The sequence below is a fragment of the Flavobacterium sp. UGB4466 genome (genome assembly GCF_903469665.1).
GTDB lineage: Bacteria > Bacteroidota > Bacteroidia > Flavobacteriales > Flavobacteriaceae > Flavobacterium > Flavobacterium lipolyticum.
In genome coordinates this window covers 1-18,771 of record NZ_CAGKLC010000089.1, presented here as the reverse complement: position 1 = coordinate 18,771, position 18,771 = coordinate 1, and the positions used below count along the sequence as shown (strand labels likewise).

The following is an 18,771-nucleotide window of genomic DNA, read 5'->3' as shown; positions in this document are numbered from 1 at the left end:
ATAATTATTATCCTTTTGGGTTGAAACACAATGGGTATAATGATTATGTACCTACTAATAATAAGTATAAGTACAATTCAAAAGAGTTGCAGGACGAGCTTGGACTTAATACTTATGACTATGGTGGAAGAAATTATGACCCTGCACTTGGTCGTTGGATGAACATTGACCCAATGGCAGAAATGTCGAGAAGATGGTCACCATATAATTATGCTTATAACAATCCAACTAGATTTATTGACCCTGATGGAATGCTCTCACAAGATGCTATTGATGAGATGTGGAGCAAGTCAGCAGATGATAAGGAAACAAAATGGACAAATAGTGGAAATGGAACATTTACAAATGGAAATGATGCTGTAGATGCCAGTGAAGAAGTTGATGGTTCTGATTCTGGTGACGGTGGACCTGGAGATGACAAAAAGAAGCAAGAAATTGTAAAAACAGCTAAAAGTAAAGATAAGTCGACAAATTATTCATACGAAGGTAGTAAAGATGATTTTGGTGAGGAAACAAATAAATGTAATAAATTTGTGTACGACATACTAAAAAAGACTGGTGTTGCTCCACCGCTAAGAAATGGAAATATTTTGAAAAGATTGATTGGATTTGGTTCGCCAGTAACCGCTGGTCAATGGGCAGACCCAAAATATTCGATACCAGGATGGGAAATTGTAAGCTCACCAGAGGCAGGAGACATTGTCGCTATAACGGGTAATTTTTCTAATGCTACAGGACATGTTGCAATCATGATTTCAAGTACTGAATCAATAGGTGCGGGACACAATGAAGTTCACGTAACTGATTTTGGCTCTAATCCAAGTCATTTTAGTGATTTTCCTGGAAACAAAGGTTACGTTTATAGAAGATATGTAGGAGGTGCGGGCGGTACAATGCCAAATACATCTGTTAATCCAGCATACAAACAATATCCATAAAAAATATTTATCATGAAATACAAATTCACAATTATCATTATTAGCCTATTAACACTATTTATAATATTTTATATGTTTGTTTTAAGATGCAATCGAAAACTACCTGAACTGCCAAACTATAACATTGTTAGTAATACGGGAGCAATAATACCTGCAAAATTATACTCAAGGATTGTCAAATCTAGTATTGATGGCGAGGAAAAAGATATTAATGAATTTATTCTTTGTTTTAATGATACACTTATTTCAGATAAACTAAACGTGTCTGGAGATGAAAAGCTATATAAATATCTTGTTATCGTACCAGATTTAAAAATAATTGGATTAGTTAATCATACGAAGTCACTAAAGGAAAAGGACGGTTATATATGTCAGACAGATGACGAGGCTGACGGCTTTACATCTATGATAAACAATCGTACTTTTTATAGTAATCCACCTATCAAAGAAGCAAGTTTTACTAGCAAAAAAATTATCTTCAATTCCTATGGGATATTGAAGCAGTTTGGAGATAGAATTGTTATTGAAACTGGTAATACACAACGTTAATAATAATCCTCATTCGACACCAACAAAGAAGCCATTCCATAAGGAGTGGTTTTTTGCTTTTATAACACTTTAAAGTGTACCAAACGGTTAAAATAGAATTCAAGTTAGCCTGCATCTGCTATAGAATCTCAATAGTATGGAAAAATAGCACTCAGAGCATCCTCCCTCCCTGTATCGGCTATTTTAGTACTAAATTCCAAGATTTAAACAGTCAAGTTATCCGCCTGTAGTATAAAATATATAATATTTCCAACGAATATCATCGATAATGCAAACGAAAATTCTACAGTTTTTGAAATTTCCCGGAACAGTGTCTCATTTTGGAACACATATTGACCCAGTAAAAAAATTTTTTGAAAAAAAAGTGCCAAAAAGCTACACTTTTCGAGATTCGTTAGTATTTATTGAGTAAATTCAGGACTATAGTGGACAAACAGTAAAAAGCTATTTATTTGCTATCAATCATTTTCTAAAAATGAATCCAAAAGTTAAAAGATACAAATCCGATAATATCGTTCAGTACATGGAAGAAATCAGCGAGCAACAGTCTAACAGAAAATATAGGGTTGTGATTCTATCAGCAATCAAAAAATATTATGTTTATCTGGTTATGAGTGGTTACAGAACTGACCATCCGTACAAGCTATTGAATATCAAAGTCAACAGTAATTAGGGAAATTTGCTTCAAAATACACAAACAATACTACCAGACTTGGTCAGATCACTATAAAAAACGATCTTTATGATGCACAATATATAAATAACACCAATAAATTTGACAGCATCTATGTAGAAAACCAGAATAATAGTGAAGATCCTAAATTAGGTGATTATTTTGATCTAAACGAAACTTATACGGGATCTGACAATTTAAATAATAAATATAAATTCAATGAAATAGAGTTTCAAGACGAGCTGGGACTTAACATGTATAACTATGGAGCACGTAATTATGCCCCTGTATTAGGAAGATGGATGAATATTGACCCGCTGGCGGAAAAAAGTAGGAGATTTAATCCTTACACCTATGCGCTTAATAATCCAGTGTACTTTATTGACCCAGATGGTATGGAAGCCAGCGACCCTAATGATACTATAACTAAACTTTCAAATACAAAAGGAGATAAACATTATAAACAAAGAAATGTTAACATGACTATGACTTTAACTGTTGTTAATAGTGATGGTGTCGATTTATCTAAAACAATGTTCAATAAATCCTCAGGCAGTGTAGCTTTATCATCCTTATCTGGAAATGCACAAACTGATAATCGAGCTCTTGATATTACAAATTCAGATAATTTAACCGTATCAGTAACATACAAGGTTGTTAAATCTTTATCAGATGTTGGAAAAGATGACCATGTGATGATATTAGCAGATAATATTCCAAAAATGAAGGATGGTACTGACCCTGTTGGTTTGGCTGAGAAGGGAGGAAGAGTAAGTGCAGTAGAGAAAGGTACAATTGCCAATAAGACTTTTAATGAGGCTGCAACACATGAAATTGGACATCTTTTTAGGTTTGTCTCATAAAAATGGTGGTTTAATGAACCCAAGTGTAAATGGTTCATTAAGTACAAGCCAAAAAGAAAGAGGAGAAATAATAAATGGAGGAGCAGGTCAAATATCTCAATCAACGGGTAATGGTACTTATCGCCAATCAACTGTAAACACTAGTTATAAAAGCGGTATCAAGTCTCAGGTAAATAGTTTTGTAAGTAGTAATAATATAACATGGTAAAATGAAAAAAAGACGAATATTATTAAAATGTATGATTATATCTTTATTTTTTAGCTGTAATCAGAAGGATAATTTTCAAGAGTTCGGTTTCGATAGTTTTTCTATATCTCTTCCTTCAAGTTGGAAAAAAATTAAAACAAAAGGAATCGATTCGAACGTTAATATAATTGTAACTAAAAACAATGATTCAATATATTTTGATTTGGGACAATATTCCCAAGAGTTTAATAAAACAAATAAGGTATTTAGTAAAGAACAGATTCGAAAATATGATTCTTTAAAAATGAATATTAATGGGCTTCACTATTCGGATACTCCAGAAATTGACCAAGCGCAAGGAACTTTTTTAAAAGAGTATTATTACTATGACACTATCAACAGAAAAGTTGCAAAAATAAAAGTTCCTAAAAAATATAAGCTAGGTGAAACAGGAATCTATTTTAGTAAAATTAATAACAATGCATTATCGATTGTAGGTAAAAATTTAAATAAAGAGGAGCAAGAAATTTTAGTTGAATCTTTTAAAACCATTAAGTTGAAATAGTATTACAACTAAATTAAAAAACTTATTATTTTGAAAAAAAATGAAAATGAAAATGAAAAAAAAAATATTTTTGGTTGTAGTGTTATCTATAGTTTTATTCTCTGTTTATTATTATTGGAGTAATAAATATGTAAATCTTTATCCTGTAAATTTAGAACACGAAGAATATATTGTAAATACAAATAAAATTCCAAATGATTTTTATAAGAAAATGGAGTTAGTTCTGAATAATTATAATGAAGATTATATTGTAAAAAATAATATAATTCTAATTAAAAATAAAAAAATGAATGACTTAGAATTGATTTATAATTATACCAAAAAATCAAATGACTCTATTTGGTTATCTACAATAAAACGTTAGACCCTTCTAGCGTGAACATCCCGCTGGTGAAAGTAATCAAAATAAAAAGCCATTCCTATGAACTGCCCCCAAAAAGTTAGACACTATTTGCAGGCATTTTTATGGAAAGAAAAATCAAGTACAATTATGAGTTTAAACTTCGGTGTGTAAATGAAGTTTTAAATAGACAGCGTTCAGTTAATTCAGTTGCGAATGAAAATAATTTTCCGGACAATCTCCTTCAACAGATAAATCAGTTGGCACTGATACGACACTAAATAAATTTAGATTACAGGTTGACCGTAAAGAAAATTATTATTTTAGAGGTGCTGATAATAACATTCCGCATAATAAAAATGAAACTGTTAATTCAGATAATATGGATGGAAAATACTCAAAACATATATTAACCGAAGTAAGAGATATAAATTAGAACTATGAAAAATTTATATAAATTTATTTTATTGTCAATTTTTACCCTTTATTTAAGTTGTTCTTCAAAAATAGAGGAAAAACAAATCATTGGTAAATATGAAATTGATAAATTTGTCACAAGGGATACATTAGTTAAAGCAGAAGAGTATCAATTATTATTGATCAATGCAGATAAAACTTTTGAATTAAAAAACGATAATACAAAGACAAATTCCGTTGGAACTTGGAAATCTAATAAGTCTGAAAATGATAATGAGATCATTATTGAATTTAGCTTTTCAGACAGAAAAGTAAAAGGATTATTAAACGGCACTATAATTAGTTTTAGTTATCCAGATGACTTATATAAAGGCAGATACTCTAATTTACTATATGTAAAATTAAGAAAATAAAACACCTCTTCATTATAGACTTTTTGATCCCTTAATCTGTGGCAAAAAAACGAGGACAATTAGTGGCTGAGAATTCCTCACAGATTTGGCAGGTTTAGCAGCTTATAAAAAAACCTCCCTTTTGAAAAAGTCAAAAGGGAGGTTTGTATGCTTAAATCCGGGACTTTATTCCTCTTCTTTCTCAACTGCATCTTTATAATCCGGATACAAAAACTTATTATACGGGAATCTTGTGATATGAATCTGGCGGACTGCCTCGTAAACCATTTCTCTGAATTCTTCAAAATTCTGTTTTTGTGTTGCCGAGATAAACAGTGCTTTATCTTGTCCCACATTACTCATCCAGGTCTGTTTCCATTCCTCAAGCGTATAATGTCTTCTTGTTCTCTCCGTAATTAAATCATCTTCATCAATCGTCAAATGTTTGTAAGCATCAATTTTATTAAAAACCATAATAGTTGGTTTGTCATTACTCTTAATCTCTAACAAAGTTTGGTTTACCGATTCGATATGATCTTCAAAATCAGGGTGTGAAATATCTACAACATGCAATAATAAATCGGCTTCACGCACCTCATCGAGCGTACTTTTAAACGAATCTACCAGTTGTGTTGGCAATTTTCTAATAAAACCTACAGTATCCGATAATAAGAACGGCAAGTTTTTAATCACTACTTTTCGAACAGTGGTGTCTAAAGTTGCGAATAATTTATTTTCAACAAAAACATCACTTTTACCAATCGCATTCATAAGAGTCGATTTTCCAACATTGGTATATCCTACCAATGCCACACGAACCATCGCACCTCGATTACTGCGCTGAATGCTCATTTGTCTGTCGATGGTCTTGATTTTATCCTTTAGTAGCGAAATTCGGTCACGCACAATACGTCTGTCCGTTTCGATCTCCGTTTCTCCGGGACCACGCATACCAATACCCCCTTTTTGACGCTCAAGGTGTGTCCATAAACCTGAAAGTCTAGGCAGTAAATATTGACATTGTGCCAACTCAACCTGCGTTCTTGCATAAGAGGTCTCAGCTCTTTGTGCAAAAATATCCAAAATTAAATTCGTACGATCTAAAATTTTACAATCGATAATTCTGGAAATATTCTTTTGTTGTGATGGTGATAATTCGTCATCAAAAATCAACGTCGATATATTGTTTTCTTTTACAAAAAGATTGATTTCATCTATTTTTCCTGTCCCTACAAAAGTCTTCGGATTTGGACGTTCCATTTTTTGCGAAAAGCGTTTAATCACTTCACCACCTGCGGTAAAAGTCAAAAACTCTAATTCGTCCAGATATTCGTTAAGTTTTTCCTCACTTTGATTTTGAGTTATAATACCTACAATGGCAGTTCGCTCAAAATTTATAACTTCTTTTTCTAACATAGCTTTGAATAAGGTGCAAATTTAATGATTTGTAAGGTACTAACCCTTATAGAACTTGTTTTTTAAACTGTATTTGAAAAATTACCCTATTCTTTAAAAAATCCAAATCCCAAATCCCACATTCCAATTGTTAATCGAAGTTTGGAATTTGGGATGTGGATTTTCAGTTTTAAAATTTACGTTACTCGTAAATAAAAGTCTTCTCTGTTTTTACAATTCCGTTTTCTTCAATCTGAGAACAGGAAATTGGAAAGTTTAGTTTATTGTATTTGTATTTTCTGCTCACTCCGACCAATACAGTAGAGGAAGGACTAAAAACGATTTCGTTATTAGGAGAGATGGATTCAAAACTAAATTCTTCTTCATGATAGGAGATCATCGGTACAATTACTTTATAATTCTCTCCAAACAAACTTTTAACAATTAGAAGATCAACAGAATTTTTATCATCAAAAATAAAACTTTTTGAAATTTTATCTCCTACCAAACCTTTATGCTTTATGACATTATCATTGAAATACGCATATTCAATTTTGCCAATAATTGCTTTATTTCTGTCACGGGAAGTACGTCTCACGATAGTTCCTTTTTCAACAATATATTCGATATCGTCAACTAAATTCTGGTGATTGGTGCTCTTTTTTGTAATTACCTTTACTCTCGCTCCCTCGTAGGTAAAAGTTACAACTTTGGTAATATAATCGTTCCCTTCCTGATATTTTTTAACAAACTTTGTAATGTTGTTGTCGGCATCATACGTATAATTAACAACTTCTTTCCAGTCGCTTCCTACCTTATCTTTTACGGTCATGTCCAATAATCCTTTGGTGTTGTAAAAGAAATGCTGAATAACATCTGAAGTAGTAATCGTTTGTATTTTTCCGTCTTTAAAAACAACTGTTTTATTTACAATTTCACCATCTTTAGAATTCTGGTAATTTGTTTTTACAATATTAATTTGTTTCAGTCTCACAGGTGCAGCATCCTGATTCTGACTGTGTACTAAACATGGAAAAACCATCATGATGATGGCAAGAAAATAGATTTTCATAGTTGTATTTGTATTGATTTGGGGTGACCAAAATACAAAATTCTATTAAAATTTAACAGTTTAAATCTGAAAAACAGCTCAACATTAAATTGTCCCCTAAAAATCAACATCTTAACTGAATCCATATAAAAAACAGTCTTATTTTTCGGCAAAAATCCTAACATCGTCAACCATAAAAGCACCATTCAAAGTTTTATCCTTACCCGAACCCATATATTTAAATGCAATATTAATATTCCCTGAATAGGAAGATAAATCAATTGCTCCGGAACTGATAAAAACCCGGGACGGTGTTGACAATGAAGGGAATTTTGCTGTTAGTTTTGTCCATTTTGCTTTGGTTACGCTCGAACCGTCGAAATTAGTAGAAACATAAACCTCAAGCATATTTAATGGTGAATCAAGTTTTAAGTCATGCTGTGCGCTTCTAAAGGATAATACTGCATTTTTATAACCGCTCAAATTGATTTTTGGAGTAACCATCCAGGCAACATTTTCGGCTGCGGTTGTACTTGTAGTATTAAACTCTGTATAACCGTTTCCGGCATACAGCATACTCTCCCATAATTTTGAAGCTTTTTCAACAATATTACTCCATCCCGGCAAAGTAAAATTCACATTATTTTTTACGGATTGGAAATCTTCCGCAAAAATCGGAGTATCTCTTTTCCCATTCATTTCCAAATCTTTTTCTGATCTGCTCATTAGTTGATAATCTGATCCGTATTTAGTCAAAACTCCTCTTACTTTTCCGCTCCCTTCCGGCACCAATTTATTAGCAAAGCCCGCGTAACTGCTTGTCCTGAAAATAATCTGATTCCCACTTTTATCCTGAAGGTTCCAGTTTGTCGAACCTCCTACATTGTTGGACTCTTCAAAATAATGACGACCAATCGCTTCCTCTGCAAACTGGACTCCGCTTAACTCCACCAGCGTATTAAGCTTACCGTCGTTTAACGCTTCTTCCACAGAAACAGCTTTCACCAACTTACTTTCATCCATTATGGTACAAGACGCATTAAGAACATTTTTATAGTCGGTCTGCGAAATTCTGCCAATCACTGGATCTCCCGAATTGCTTACAGACAAACTTCCGATACGCAAACCACCAAAATATAAATCTGTAAACTGATTCTTTAGTTTGATATACACTTTATTCCCTACCCGAAAATCGATATAGGTGTTGGTAACATCAACCGCAACACTAAATCCTATTGCCGGTGTTTCATCCGTTGCGATAGTTTGCAGGAAAAGTATCTTAAAAAAATTCCCTCCTTCATCGCTTGACACCACATAGGCCTCAATACTATCATCGTAGCCATACTGTTTCGGAACGGAACCTGAAAATTCTTTCACTTTCTGAACCTTTTGATTGACAACTAAATTCGGTTGTGTACATTCCAGTTTTGGAATTTCAATTTCATTATTGCAGCTATAAATTATCAGTAGCAAGAATGCATAACCGAAAACTAAGAATCTATTTTTCATTTCAAATTGGTTTTAAAATTTTACAAACTCATTGTAAGGTTCACAAAATAAGTTCTTCCATATCCATAATAATATTTAGAACCAAATGAGGGTGTTCCGCTGGAAACATCCTGATTGAGAGCTCTGAAATTAGCATTTCGGGTTTGTTCAAATCCACCTGTTTTGTACACTGCATTCAGAACATTATTAACACTCCAGAAAAGCCCAATATATTTGTGAGCGATACGCCAGGACTTTCCTCCTGTAATATTTAATAATGAAACCGGATTAATTTTTTCCTGTTTCAGTAAAGCAACTGTCCGTTCTTCTGTCGCTTCTGGAAATAGGTGACCATTCACAGCGTTTACATAAAACCGATTGGTTCGTGCAATTGGCGAAACGTCAATATAAGCTTCAGTCAAATAATTAATATTCGCTCCGAACCACCAAAACTTAGGATCTCTGTATTCTAATCCAATCGAATAAGCTTGTTGGGGCATGCCCGGCTGTTTGTAGTTTTTAAGATAGGATTCTCCAAAATCAAAAGTGGTCTGAGTACCGCCTTCTGCTACATTTGCATCGTTAGTTATAGATACATTAGGGTTACTACTATAGACATAATTACCGTATGCCGCAGATGAAGTCATTTTTAAAGTTGATGAAATTTGCCATTCAAGACTAAATTCCATACCACTATTTTTCTTGTCCAGATGCGTTAAAGTCTGACTAACAAATGCATCCGTATTATTGTAAGGTGCACCCTGATCAAAAATTCCTTCAGCAAAGAAAAAAGAAGTTCGGATTGTATTTTTAATCAATGAATAATAAAACGTTGAACGAATTTTAAAATTTGGAGAACGAAAAACATAGTTTCCTTCCGCACTACTTATACTTTCATTTTCAATTCCGTCGACTATTGAATTATTCAATCTGGAATTCAAAAACGTGTTTCGTAAGGATGGTGCTCTGCTAAGATGCATTCCGTTAAAAAACAACCATTGTTTTCCTGAAATTTTATAGGTCAGACCTCCTTTAAAACCAAAATTTTCAAAATTCACCTTGTTGCTTTTTCCAAGTGATGATGTTGGATAAATCCCATTTTGATACAATCCTTCTCTTTGGTAATTGGAAACAGAATAAGACTGTCCTAAATAAAAATCTGTTTTATTATAACTGAATTTAAACTGTGTGAAAGCATCAATTGTGGTTGCAAAAAGATTATAATTGCACCCATAGGTATCTCCTTCTTTTACCTGACGATTTGGATTTTGCAAATCAGACTGTGACTGATCACCTTGGTAAAACGCATCAATGTCTTCAAAATATTGCCCTCCCAACAAATCTAAAAGATATTGAAACTGATGTGATTTTAAATTTCTAAAAGTAATTCCTCCATCAAAAGCAGTATTCTCTGTTAATTGTATATTCAGATTTGAATTTACCGCGAAGGTCCTATCATCTGTCCGGTCTTCGTATAAGACATCATGACTTTTTGAAGGTTCAAATCCGTTAATTGTTCCATCAGAATTTAAAATTGGTTTCTGATTGGCACGATATAATTCATCCCAATTGATTTGACGATCTTCGAGAAAATTTGCTTTTGCTTTTTCGGCATTTATATAATCGGGGGTGAAATTTCCTGAAAACTCCCCTTTATCTTTTTCGTAGATTGAGGTATAGTAACTGGGTAATTTTTGATAATACACCGGATCGGGACTGGCTGCGTTTTGATAGTCAATAGTACTGTTTCCTACCTGACCGAATTGATACATTAAACTGGAATTCAGATTTGTTTTCTCATTTATTTTGTAATAATGATTTAGCATCAATACCGGTTCTTCGACTCTTTTTACTCGCGCATTTCTCTTTTTCCCGTTTTGAAATCCCCAATAAGAATTGTATTTCTCATTGGTTAATTGGGTAACTTCATTTGTATTTGCCGAATTTTTTCCTCTTGAATTTGGCGTATAAAATCCTGTAAAGCTCAATGAATGTTTGTCGCTCAGCTTCTTTTCGACACTAATAAAAAAAGATTCTGCTTTGAAATTTGTTCCGTCAAAATAACCTTCATCCGACCAGCGTTTTCCTGCTGAAAGAACATAAGCCCAGCCGGAAGCATTCATTCCGGAGGCATAAGTAGCAATGGTTCGCCAACTGTAAGTTGTATTGCTCCCTGAAAAAGAAAGCTGACTGCTTTTTCTGTACAATGAAGCACGTGTATTTATTTGCTGGGTTCCTAAAACTCCTCCGAAAGTATAATTTGAAGCAGCTGCTCCAACTGAAAATTCCTGATTTCGCAATACGTTGTTCAAGCCTCCCCAATTGCTCCATTGCGGTCTTCCATCGTAAATTTTATTCATGACCATGCCGTTAAGCATCATTGTACCATTTTCGCTGTCCAGACCCCGAACTCTAAATCGAGCCTGCCCCCAATTGAAAGCTGCAGCCTGCATAAAAGCATCTCTTGAAGATTGCAAAAGACCCGAAGTCATTTCAGAAGAACTATTATCGTCTGAAAAATCACTGTCTAATAAGGTGATTAGTGCTGCCGGTGTCTCCTCTGAAAAATTATCTTCTAATGGTAAAATCCCCAGTTCAACCTTTTGCCCCGGTTTCGATTGTATTTTTAAAAGAAGATCTTTATAGCCTTGACTGTGTATCCATAATAATTGCTCTCCCTTTATAGCAGAGTGCAATTCAAACTTTCCCTTTGCTCCAGTTAATTGTGTTATGGAAGAATTTTGAATGTTTACCACAATATTTTCCAATGGATTTAAAGTCTTTGAGTCAACTATAGTTCCTGAAAAAGTGGTGTGTTCCTGCGCAAACAGAAGACTAATAGGCAATAAAACAAATAGTAACGTTCCTTTTTTTGTCATAAAAACCCCAATTTACTTTATATTTTTAGTTTTAGGATTGAATGTTTTAACAACAAAAACATCCAGTCTCTTACATCAAAAGATAAAATAGGTTTTTGGAAGGAATGAAAAATAAGAAGTTAACACTTGTTATTTTTTTAGGATTCAAATATAAACAAAAAGCAATAATAAAGTATTTTCTTATTAAATAAATCTTAATATCAAAACAAACCCTCGCTTTTTTAGCGCACAAACTAAGAGGCTATCCTAATTTTGGAAACCATAAAAGCAATCAGGACTCCGAAAATCCCAATAAAAGCGAATGAAAACTGAAGTCCGAAAGTTTCAGCGATATGTCCGATAACCGGTGGTCCCATTAAGAACCCCAGAAAACTTACACTCGAAACAATAGTTAAGGCTTCCCCGGGTGGAACTGTTGGATTTTTCCCTGCCATACTATAAACGGTAGGAACTATAGTGGCAACTCCTAAACCAACTGCCATAAAAGCAATCGTACAAGGGATAAGATAAGGAAGAAAAACAGCTGTAAAAAGCCCGGCCGAAATCATAACACCACTGATTTGCATCACGCGTTCACGTCCGAATTTATTGATCAAGCCGTCTCCCAGAAAACGTCCGCTTGCCATCATAATCATGAAGGAAGTGTATCCCAAAATCACCAACGGACCAGGTGCTTTTACGATATCTTTAAAGTATACTCCGCTCCAGTCAAACATTACACCTTCGCTTGCCATACTGCAAAACCCAATCACTCCAAGCCAGATTAAAGCGCTGTCCGGTTTTACAAATAGTTTCTTTTTCTCGCTCTTGACTTTGATTTTTTCCTTGGCTTTGATTAAAAACTTAAAGTTAAAAGCAATCATTATTAATACGACTCCTGCCACAATCAAAAAGTGATGAAGAGGACTTAATTTTAGAGCCAGCATTCCCAATCCTACCAAAGCCCCGGTAAATCCTGCAAAACTCCACATGCCATGAAAAGACGACATGATTGTTTTCCTAAAAAGAACTTCGGTATAAACGCCTTGTGTATTGACCGCGATATTGGCCAGATTTCCAAACAATCCAAACAGAAACAATCCTAATGACAATTGTAAGGCCGTAGTAGCCAAACCTAAATTGGCCAGACACAAAACATACATGATTAAGGAAAGAATCAAAATTCGATGACTGCCAAATTTCGTAACCATCTTGCCTGAGAATGGCATAATCAGCAATTGCCCCATCGGCAAAGCAAAAAGAATAGAACCGAGATCTCCTTCCGTTAAATGTAATGCCGTTTTAATGTCCGGAATCCTACTTGCCCAGGTCGCAAAACTTAAACCCATTCCAAAATAAAACATCCCAACTGCCAAGCGAATTCGGTTCAAATAGGAGATTTTAGCTTCTCTGTAAGCTTTCTTAATTTTTCCTTTGGTCTGGAATAATGCTAATGGATTGAAGTCGATCAAAATAATTCGTTTTGGATTTAACACTATAAAAGTACTAAAAAGCTGCTTTATGGCCTATAAAACCTGAGTATTACTCGATTTACAACGTTGTATGTTTATAATTTTTTTTAGAGACGAAGGTTCTGAGAAGCAAAGGGGCAAAGATTTTTTGTCGTTAACTGCTTCTGGTTGTTTTACTTTATAGATTATGCTACTTATTTTCAGATTTCAAGAATTAAAAAATCTCTGACAATCTGTTTTATCCCTCAAATCTCTGAGTAACTTCACGATAAATTAATTACTTTTTGCTGCGTATGACTTGCAATTGCCGCTTCGATAATCTGCATTACTTTTACTCCGTCCTGTGCGGTAACCGGTTCTTTTTCATTCTTTACGATAGCCTCATAAACACCATCAAAGAAGGAAAAATAATTGCCCTGAAGCGTTGGGATTTTTTCCCTGATTACTTCTCCCTCAATTTCCGTGTGTAAAAGGCCTTGCAAGGCTTCTGATTCTGTTCCCCAAGATTCCAGATTTGGTTTTTTACTCAATTTTAAATCATCTTCCTGAACATCTCCACGAGGTTTTAAAAATGATCCTTTTTTACCGTGAAGCACATAAGCAGGATTGGCTTCTCTCACAAAAAAACCGGCTTTCAAGCGAACTCTGAAATTTTCATAAATCAGCAATAAATCGATCCAATCATCCACCAAGGTATTGGCTCTGGTATAACGAATATCTCCAAAAACTGCTTTTGGAGAACCAAACAAACAAACGGCCTGATCAATTAAATGAGGACCTAAGTCTTTCAGGATTCCGGCACCATCATTTACAGTTTCTTTATGTGCTTTAGGACTTAATAACGGATTGTATCGGTCAAAATGAAATTCAGCTTCGATCAAATCTCCTAAAACCCGATCATTGATTACTTTTTGAACCGTTTTAAAATCACTATCCCATCTTCTGTTTTGAAAAACGGCCAATTTCAGTCCTTTTTCTTTTGCAATTGTATCCAGTTCCTGAGCTTCGGCTGCTGTTGTGGTAAAAGCTTTTTCAACTACAGCATGTTTTCCGCTCAAAAGCACTTGTTTTGCATACTCATAATGCGTTCCCACTGGGGTGTTTACAATCACCAGATCAACGTCATCCGCCAATAAATCCTCAATCGAAGCATAACTTTTTACAGTCGGATAGTCCTGCTGAATGAGTTTTTTGCTTCTTTCCCAGGAGCCCAATAATTCAAACCCCGGGTGTATGTTTAAAAATGGAGCATGAAATACCTTCCCTGACATTCCGTATGATAATAGTGCTGTTTTTATTTTTTGCATTTTATGTTTAGTTTTTTGCCACAGATTATTGTGATTAAAAAGTATTTTATTTCTGTCATGACCCGAGCAATAGCGAACGGACGAAGTAATTCACGAATTATGTTAAGTTTTTAAACACAATAATTTGTATAAATTCGTGAATTTGTGGCGAAAAAAAATATTATAGTTTCGCTCTTTCGTATTGTTTTGGCCACTGAATATCGTCGTTTAATTCTTTAGCAAAATCTAAAGGCAAATTCGGATTTCTGAGCGATTCTCTAGCAAACAAAATCACATCGGCCTGACCATTTTTCAAAATTTCTTCGGCTTGCTTTGCTTCTGTAATTAAACCGACAGCCCCTGTTAAAATAGAAGCCTCTTTTTTAATTTTGGCGGCGAAAGGAACCTGATAATTGGGTTGCAAAGGAATTTGCTGATGCGAAACTAATCCGCCTGACGAGGTATCTATTAAATCCACACCTTTCTCTTTTAAGAGTATCGAAAGTTGTACGGATTCTTCCGGATTCCATCCTCCTTCTGCCCAATCTGTAGCTGAAATTCGAACAAACAAAGGCAAATCAGACGGCCATTCGGATTGTACAGCTTCTACAATTTCTAGAGTCAGACGGATTCTGTTTTCGAAACTTCCACCATATTCGTCATTTCTGACGTTTGTTAAAGGCGATAAAAACTGGTGCAGCAGATATCCATGTGCTCCATGAATTTCCATGACCTGAAAACCTGCTTTAACAGCTCTTTTTGTTGCTGCTTTAAAATCTGAAATTACTTTTTGAATTCCATTTTTATCTAAAGCTTCTGGAAGAAAAGGCTCATCATCATGATACGGGATCGCACTTGCCGAAACAGTCTGCCACCCACCTTGTCCAATATTTAATTTTTTATTGCCTTCCCACGGAATCGAAACACTTGCTTTTCGTCCGGCATGTGCCAATTGAATTCCGGGTATAGCCTTTTGAGAAAGAATAAATTCGTTAATTGTTTTTAATTTTTCAATATGCTCGTCTTTCCACAAACCTAAATCAGAAGGTGAAATTCTGGCTTCAGGAGAAACTGCAGTAGCTTCCTGGATGATTAAACCCACTCCGCCACTGGCCCGGCTGCCCAGATGAACCAAATGCCAATCGTTTGCAAATCCGTCTGTTGCCGAATACTGGCACATGGGCGAAATAACGATTCTATTTTTTAAAGTAATCTTTTTTATGGTTAAGGGAGCAAATAATAATGAGGTCATATTGTAACTTTTAATTGTTCTCGACCGCCTGTTGGCTATGACGGTACTCTAAAAAGTAAAGTTACGGTATCTGCTTAAAAGTAAAAATCCAAATGTTTATTAATTAACAAACATTTAAAACAAGTTTCGCTTGTTCCAAAGCGTATAGTATCCCTTTTTTGATCGGGCTGAATGTTAGGATTTCAGGATTTTAAAATATTAAAGTATTTCGTCAATCATTTTTTCCACCAAATCATGAGCTTTTTTTAATGAGCCACAGTCAATAATACATGACCCATCACTTTCGTCACGAAATAAAACACTGCCATAAATATTGAACAGGCATAAAAAACAATTAGTGTCCCTAAAAACAAGCTTTCAATTTTTGCCATTTTCTTTCTCATTCCAGTTTATTTTAGTTTAATTGTAAAAGAAAAAAGCAAACAAAACTAAATTCTTTATAAGTATTTTACTACAACAAACTTACAAGAGTTCCGTCCAATAACATTGGACGGAACTCTCAACCTCCAAAAATTTCTTTCCTTTCTTCGTCTTTAATTATACTAAGAGAATAATGCACTACTAGCTCAAAGGACGTTTCATAATAAAAACTCTCTCTTTTTTTACAATATTTTAACGGCGCATCAAATCCTTTAATTATTTCCAGCTCATTGTAAAGCTGGCTTCTGCTTAGAAACATTTTTTTTGCAAAAGCAGCCGGCGAACCTGTTTTCTCCTCACAGATTAACTGATGAATCCTCTTCATTCGCTCTATTTTCTTTATAAAACTCATCGACTATCGTAATGAATAAGTGAGACATAAATCTTCCAAAATCGAATCTTTCTCTAAATAAAGTTCCACGTTTAAAAAGCAGGAAAACTACAAAAGCATTTTACAAAAAGCTGCCTCAATAAGCCATAAAACTATCATGATGAGACTTATTTTATATTCATCTGTCCTTATATATATGAAGCAAGAGAGAAGAACCGCTTTTCTTCCTTTTTACGAAAAAGAATTTAGTTCTGTCTTAAAAAAATAAGAATGAAGTATTAACAAACATTTAAAACCTTATGTATTATATTGCACTATCAAATTAAAATAGAAACGTTACTTTTGTGCGTTAAATACGAACTAAAAATACAAAATGGATATAGTTATCAAACTCTCTCAATTTCTATTGAGTTTATCTTTACTTATTATTCTTCACGAATTAGGGCATTTTATTCCCGCAAAATTATTTAAAACAAGAGTCGAAAAATTCTACTTATTTTTTGACGTTAAATACTCTCTCTTAAAAAAGAAAATTGGCGAAACAGAATACGGAATCGGTTGGTTACCCCTTGGAGGTTATGTGAAAATATCCGGAATGATCGATGAAAGTATGGACAAAGATCAAATGGCTTTACCTCCACAACCTTGGGAATTCCGTTCGAAACCGGCATGGCAGCGTTTAATTATTATGTTAGGTGGTGTTACGGTAAACTTTATCCTGGCGTTTATTATTTATATTGGAATGGCATTTGCTTACGGTGATACTTATGTAGCCAATGCAGATCTGAAAGATGGTGTTTTGGTTGAAAACCCTGTAATGCTAAAAGCAGGTTTCAAAACCGGAGATAAATTTCTGGCTGTTGACGGACAAAAAATAGAAAATTTCGATAATGATATCAACATGAAAATTATCATGGCCAAAGAAATCTTAATCGAAAGAAACGGACAACAGCAAACTATAAAAATGCCAACTGACTTTGTCGATCAGTTGTCAAAACAGGAAAAGGCACCTCTTGTAAACATGAGAATCCCTTTTGCGGTAGCAAGTGTTACAGAAGAATCCGGAAATACAGCTTTAAAACCAAAAGATTTAATTGTTAGCCTTAACGGTCAGGACTCAAGATACTATGATCAGGTAAAAACGATTTTAGAAAGCAACAAAGGCAAAACTATTCCTGCTGTTGTTTTACGCGATTTAAAGAAAGTACCCATTACCGTTAAAGTTTCTGCGGCAGGAAAGCTAGGTGTTGGCGTTGGAGGTTTAAATATCGAATCCTTAGAAAAATTAGGATACTATAAGGTAAGCACTAAAAGCTACACTTTCTTAGAATCCATTCCGGTTGGACTTACAAAAGGTAAAGATCAGTTGGTAGGTTACGGGAAACAGCTTAAAATGATTTTCAATCCTGAGACAAAAGCTTACAAACAAGTGGGTGGTTTTGCAGCTATTTTCAACATTTTTCCAAGCAGCTGGAGCTGGGAAACCTTCTGGTCGATCACTGCTTTATTATCAATTATGCTTGGAGTAATGAATTTATTGCCAATTCCTGCTCTTGATGGCGGTCATGTAATGTTTTTATTATACGAAATAATTAGCGGCAGAAAACCGAGCGATAAATTCCTTGAAAACGCCCAAATGGTTGGTTTCGTTTTACTTATAGCACTACTTTTATTTGCTAATGGGAACGACATTTATAAGGCAATTGTGAAATAGAAAAAAAAATCAATAAAAAGTGCTAAAATATTTTTGAGAAACTAAAAAACGTCTTATATTTGCACTCGCTAAAAAGAACAGCAACTTCCTCCTTAGCTCAGTTGGTTAGAGCATCTGACTGTTAATCAGAGGGTCCTTGGTTCGAGCCCAAGAGGGGGAGCAACTTTTTAGCAAACATATTTACCTTTAAGGTGATTCCTCCTTAGCTCAGTTGGTTAGAGCATCTGACTGTTAATCAGAGGGTCCTTGGTTCGAGCCCAAGAGGGGGAGCTTACTAAAAACCACTTACAAACGTAAGTGGTTTTTTTTTACTCTTTTATTTTATTCCAGCGCACAGACCATACCCGAATCTTATTCAGCCGTCTCCCCAAAACACCTGACAACCTACAACAACCATTTTTTAAACGAAGCTAAAGCTAAAACTTTCGTTTTTGATACGGAGTCCCCTCCCCGTCTTCACAATGCCCTTTAAGACTCAAAAGAAACATCGCCCAGTTGTAATTACGGATCAGGTTCAAAAGTTGGGGATTAAGCAAAAAGATTAGATAATCTGAACAAGAAAAAATCTATATTGCTCACT

The 18,771-nt window shown here is 34.4% G+C and carries 18 protein-coding genes and 2 tRNA genes; 12 read left to right on the top strand and 8 right to left on the bottom strand.

Going from position 1 to position 18,771, the window contains the following annotated elements:
* From JO950_RS17520 to JO950_RS17480, 9 genes are all read left to right on the top strand, one after another.
* Positions 1-938, top strand: a 938-nt coding sequence (locus JO950_RS17520) for an RHS repeat-associated core domain-containing protein (RefSeq protein WP_202703798.1), incomplete at its 5' end; no start/stop codon positions are given.
* Positions 939-950: 12 nt separating this feature from the next.
* On the top strand, positions 951-1,487 hold the full coding sequence (locus tag JO950_RS17515; protein ID WP_202703797.1) for a hypothetical protein: 537 nt from the start codon (positions 951-953) through the stop codon (positions 1,485-1,487).
* A 412-nt stretch (positions 1,488-1,899) separates the two neighbouring features.
* Positions 1,900-2,160 carry a site-specific integrase gene (locus tag JO950_RS17510; RefSeq protein WP_255567872.1) on the top strand — a complete coding sequence of 87 codons (261 nt, stop codon included), beginning with the start codon at positions 1,900-1,902 and terminating at the stop codon, positions 2,158-2,160.
* Between the two features lie 47 nt (positions 2,161-2,207).
* Positions 2,208-3,023 (top strand): RHS repeat-associated core domain-containing protein, encoded by an 816-nt coding sequence (locus JO950_RS22485; RefSeq protein WP_202703799.1) that lies wholly within the window; start codon positions 2,208-2,210, stop codon positions 3,021-3,023.
* Positions 3,024-3,036: 13 nt separating this feature from the next.
* Positions 3,037-3,231: a hypothetical protein gene (locus JO950_RS17500; RefSeq protein ID WP_202703796.1), complete on the top strand. Its 195-nt coding sequence runs from the start codon at positions 3,037-3,039 to the stop codon at positions 3,229-3,231.
* Between the two features lie 31 nt (positions 3,232-3,262).
* Positions 3,263-3,775 carry a hypothetical protein gene (locus JO950_RS17495; RefSeq protein ID WP_202703795.1) on the top strand — a complete coding sequence of 171 codons (513 nt, stop codon included), beginning with the start codon at positions 3,263-3,265 and terminating at the stop codon, positions 3,773-3,775.
* A 52-nt stretch (positions 3,776-3,827) separates the two neighbouring features.
* Positions 3,828-4,139, top strand: coding sequence for a hypothetical protein (locus tag JO950_RS17490; RefSeq protein ID WP_202703794.1), 312 nt, complete (start codon positions 3,828-3,830; stop codon positions 4,137-4,139).
* Positions 4,140-4,240: 101 nt separating this feature from the next.
* Positions 4,241-4,396: a transposase gene (locus JO950_RS22480; protein ID WP_202703793.1), complete on the top strand. Its 156-nt coding sequence runs from the start codon at positions 4,241-4,243 to the stop codon at positions 4,394-4,396.
* A gap of 159 nt (positions 4,397-4,555) precedes the next feature.
* On the top strand, positions 4,556-4,945 hold the full coding sequence (locus JO950_RS17480) for a hypothetical protein (RefSeq protein WP_202703792.1): 390 nt from the start codon (positions 4,556-4,558) through the stop codon (positions 4,943-4,945).
* A gap of 165 nt (positions 4,946-5,110) precedes the next feature.
* Here JO950_RS17480 and hflX read toward each other — a convergent pair whose 3' ends face one another.
* The 8 genes from hflX to JO950_RS17440 all read right to left on the bottom strand — a co-directional run bounded on the left by hflX (position 5,111) and on the right by JO950_RS17440 (position 16,471).
* A complete protein-coding gene (gene hflX, locus JO950_RS17475; RefSeq protein ID WP_202703791.1) occupies positions 5,111-6,340 on the bottom strand; it encodes a GTPase HflX in 1,230 nt (409 codons plus the stop codon).
* A 181-nt stretch (positions 6,341-6,521) separates the two neighbouring features.
* Positions 6,522-7,391 carry a hypothetical protein gene (locus JO950_RS17470; RefSeq protein ID WP_202703790.1) on the bottom strand — a complete coding sequence of 290 codons (870 nt, stop codon included), beginning with the start codon at positions 7,389-7,391 and terminating at the stop codon, positions 6,522-6,524.
* A gap of 138 nt (positions 7,392-7,529) precedes the next feature.
* Entirely contained in the window at positions 7,530-8,879 is a 1,350-nt protein-coding gene (locus tag JO950_RS17465; protein WP_202703789.1) for a DUF5689 domain-containing protein, read from the bottom strand.
* Between the two features lie 20 nt (positions 8,880-8,899).
* A complete protein-coding gene (locus JO950_RS17460; protein ID WP_202703788.1) occupies positions 8,900-11,737 on the bottom strand; it encodes a carboxypeptidase-like regulatory domain-containing protein in 2,838 nt (945 codons plus the stop codon).
* A 233-nt stretch (positions 11,738-11,970) separates the two neighbouring features.
* Positions 11,971-13,188: an MFS transporter gene (locus tag JO950_RS17455; RefSeq protein ID WP_202703787.1), complete on the bottom strand. Its 1,218-nt coding sequence runs from the start codon at positions 13,186-13,188 to the stop codon at positions 11,971-11,973.
* A gap of 263 nt (positions 13,189-13,451) precedes the next feature.
* Positions 13,452-14,495: a Gfo/Idh/MocA family oxidoreductase gene (locus tag JO950_RS17450; RefSeq protein ID WP_202703786.1), complete on the bottom strand. Its 1,044-nt coding sequence runs from the start codon at positions 14,493-14,495 to the stop codon at positions 13,452-13,454.
* A 160-nt stretch (positions 14,496-14,655) separates the two neighbouring features.
* Positions 14,656-15,726: an NADH:flavin oxidoreductase/NADH oxidase gene (locus JO950_RS17445; protein ID WP_202703785.1), complete on the bottom strand. Its 1,071-nt coding sequence runs from the start codon at positions 15,724-15,726 to the stop codon at positions 14,656-14,658.
* 499 nt (positions 15,727-16,225) lie between these two features.
* A complete protein-coding gene (locus JO950_RS17440) occupies positions 16,226-16,471 on the bottom strand; it encodes a hypothetical protein (protein WP_229999344.1) in 246 nt (81 codons plus the stop codon).
* A 379-nt stretch (positions 16,472-16,850) separates the two neighbouring features.
* On the opposite strand from JO950_RS17440, the gene rseP reads away from it, so the two are divergent.
* The 3 genes from rseP to JO950_RS17425 all read left to right on the top strand — a co-directional run bounded on the left by rseP (position 16,851) and on the right by JO950_RS17425 (position 18,461).
* Positions 16,851-18,191, top strand: coding sequence for an RIP metalloprotease RseP (gene rseP, locus JO950_RS17435; RefSeq protein ID WP_202703783.1), 1,341 nt, complete (start codon positions 16,851-16,853; stop codon positions 18,189-18,191).
* A gap of 86 nt (positions 18,192-18,277) precedes the next feature.
* Positions 18,278-18,351: transfer RNA gene (locus tag JO950_RS17430), tRNA-Asn, on the top strand.
* A gap of 36 nt (positions 18,352-18,387) precedes the next feature.
* Positions 18,388-18,461: transfer RNA gene (locus JO950_RS17425), tRNA-Asn, on the top strand.
* Positions 18,462-18,771 lie beyond the last annotated feature (310 nt).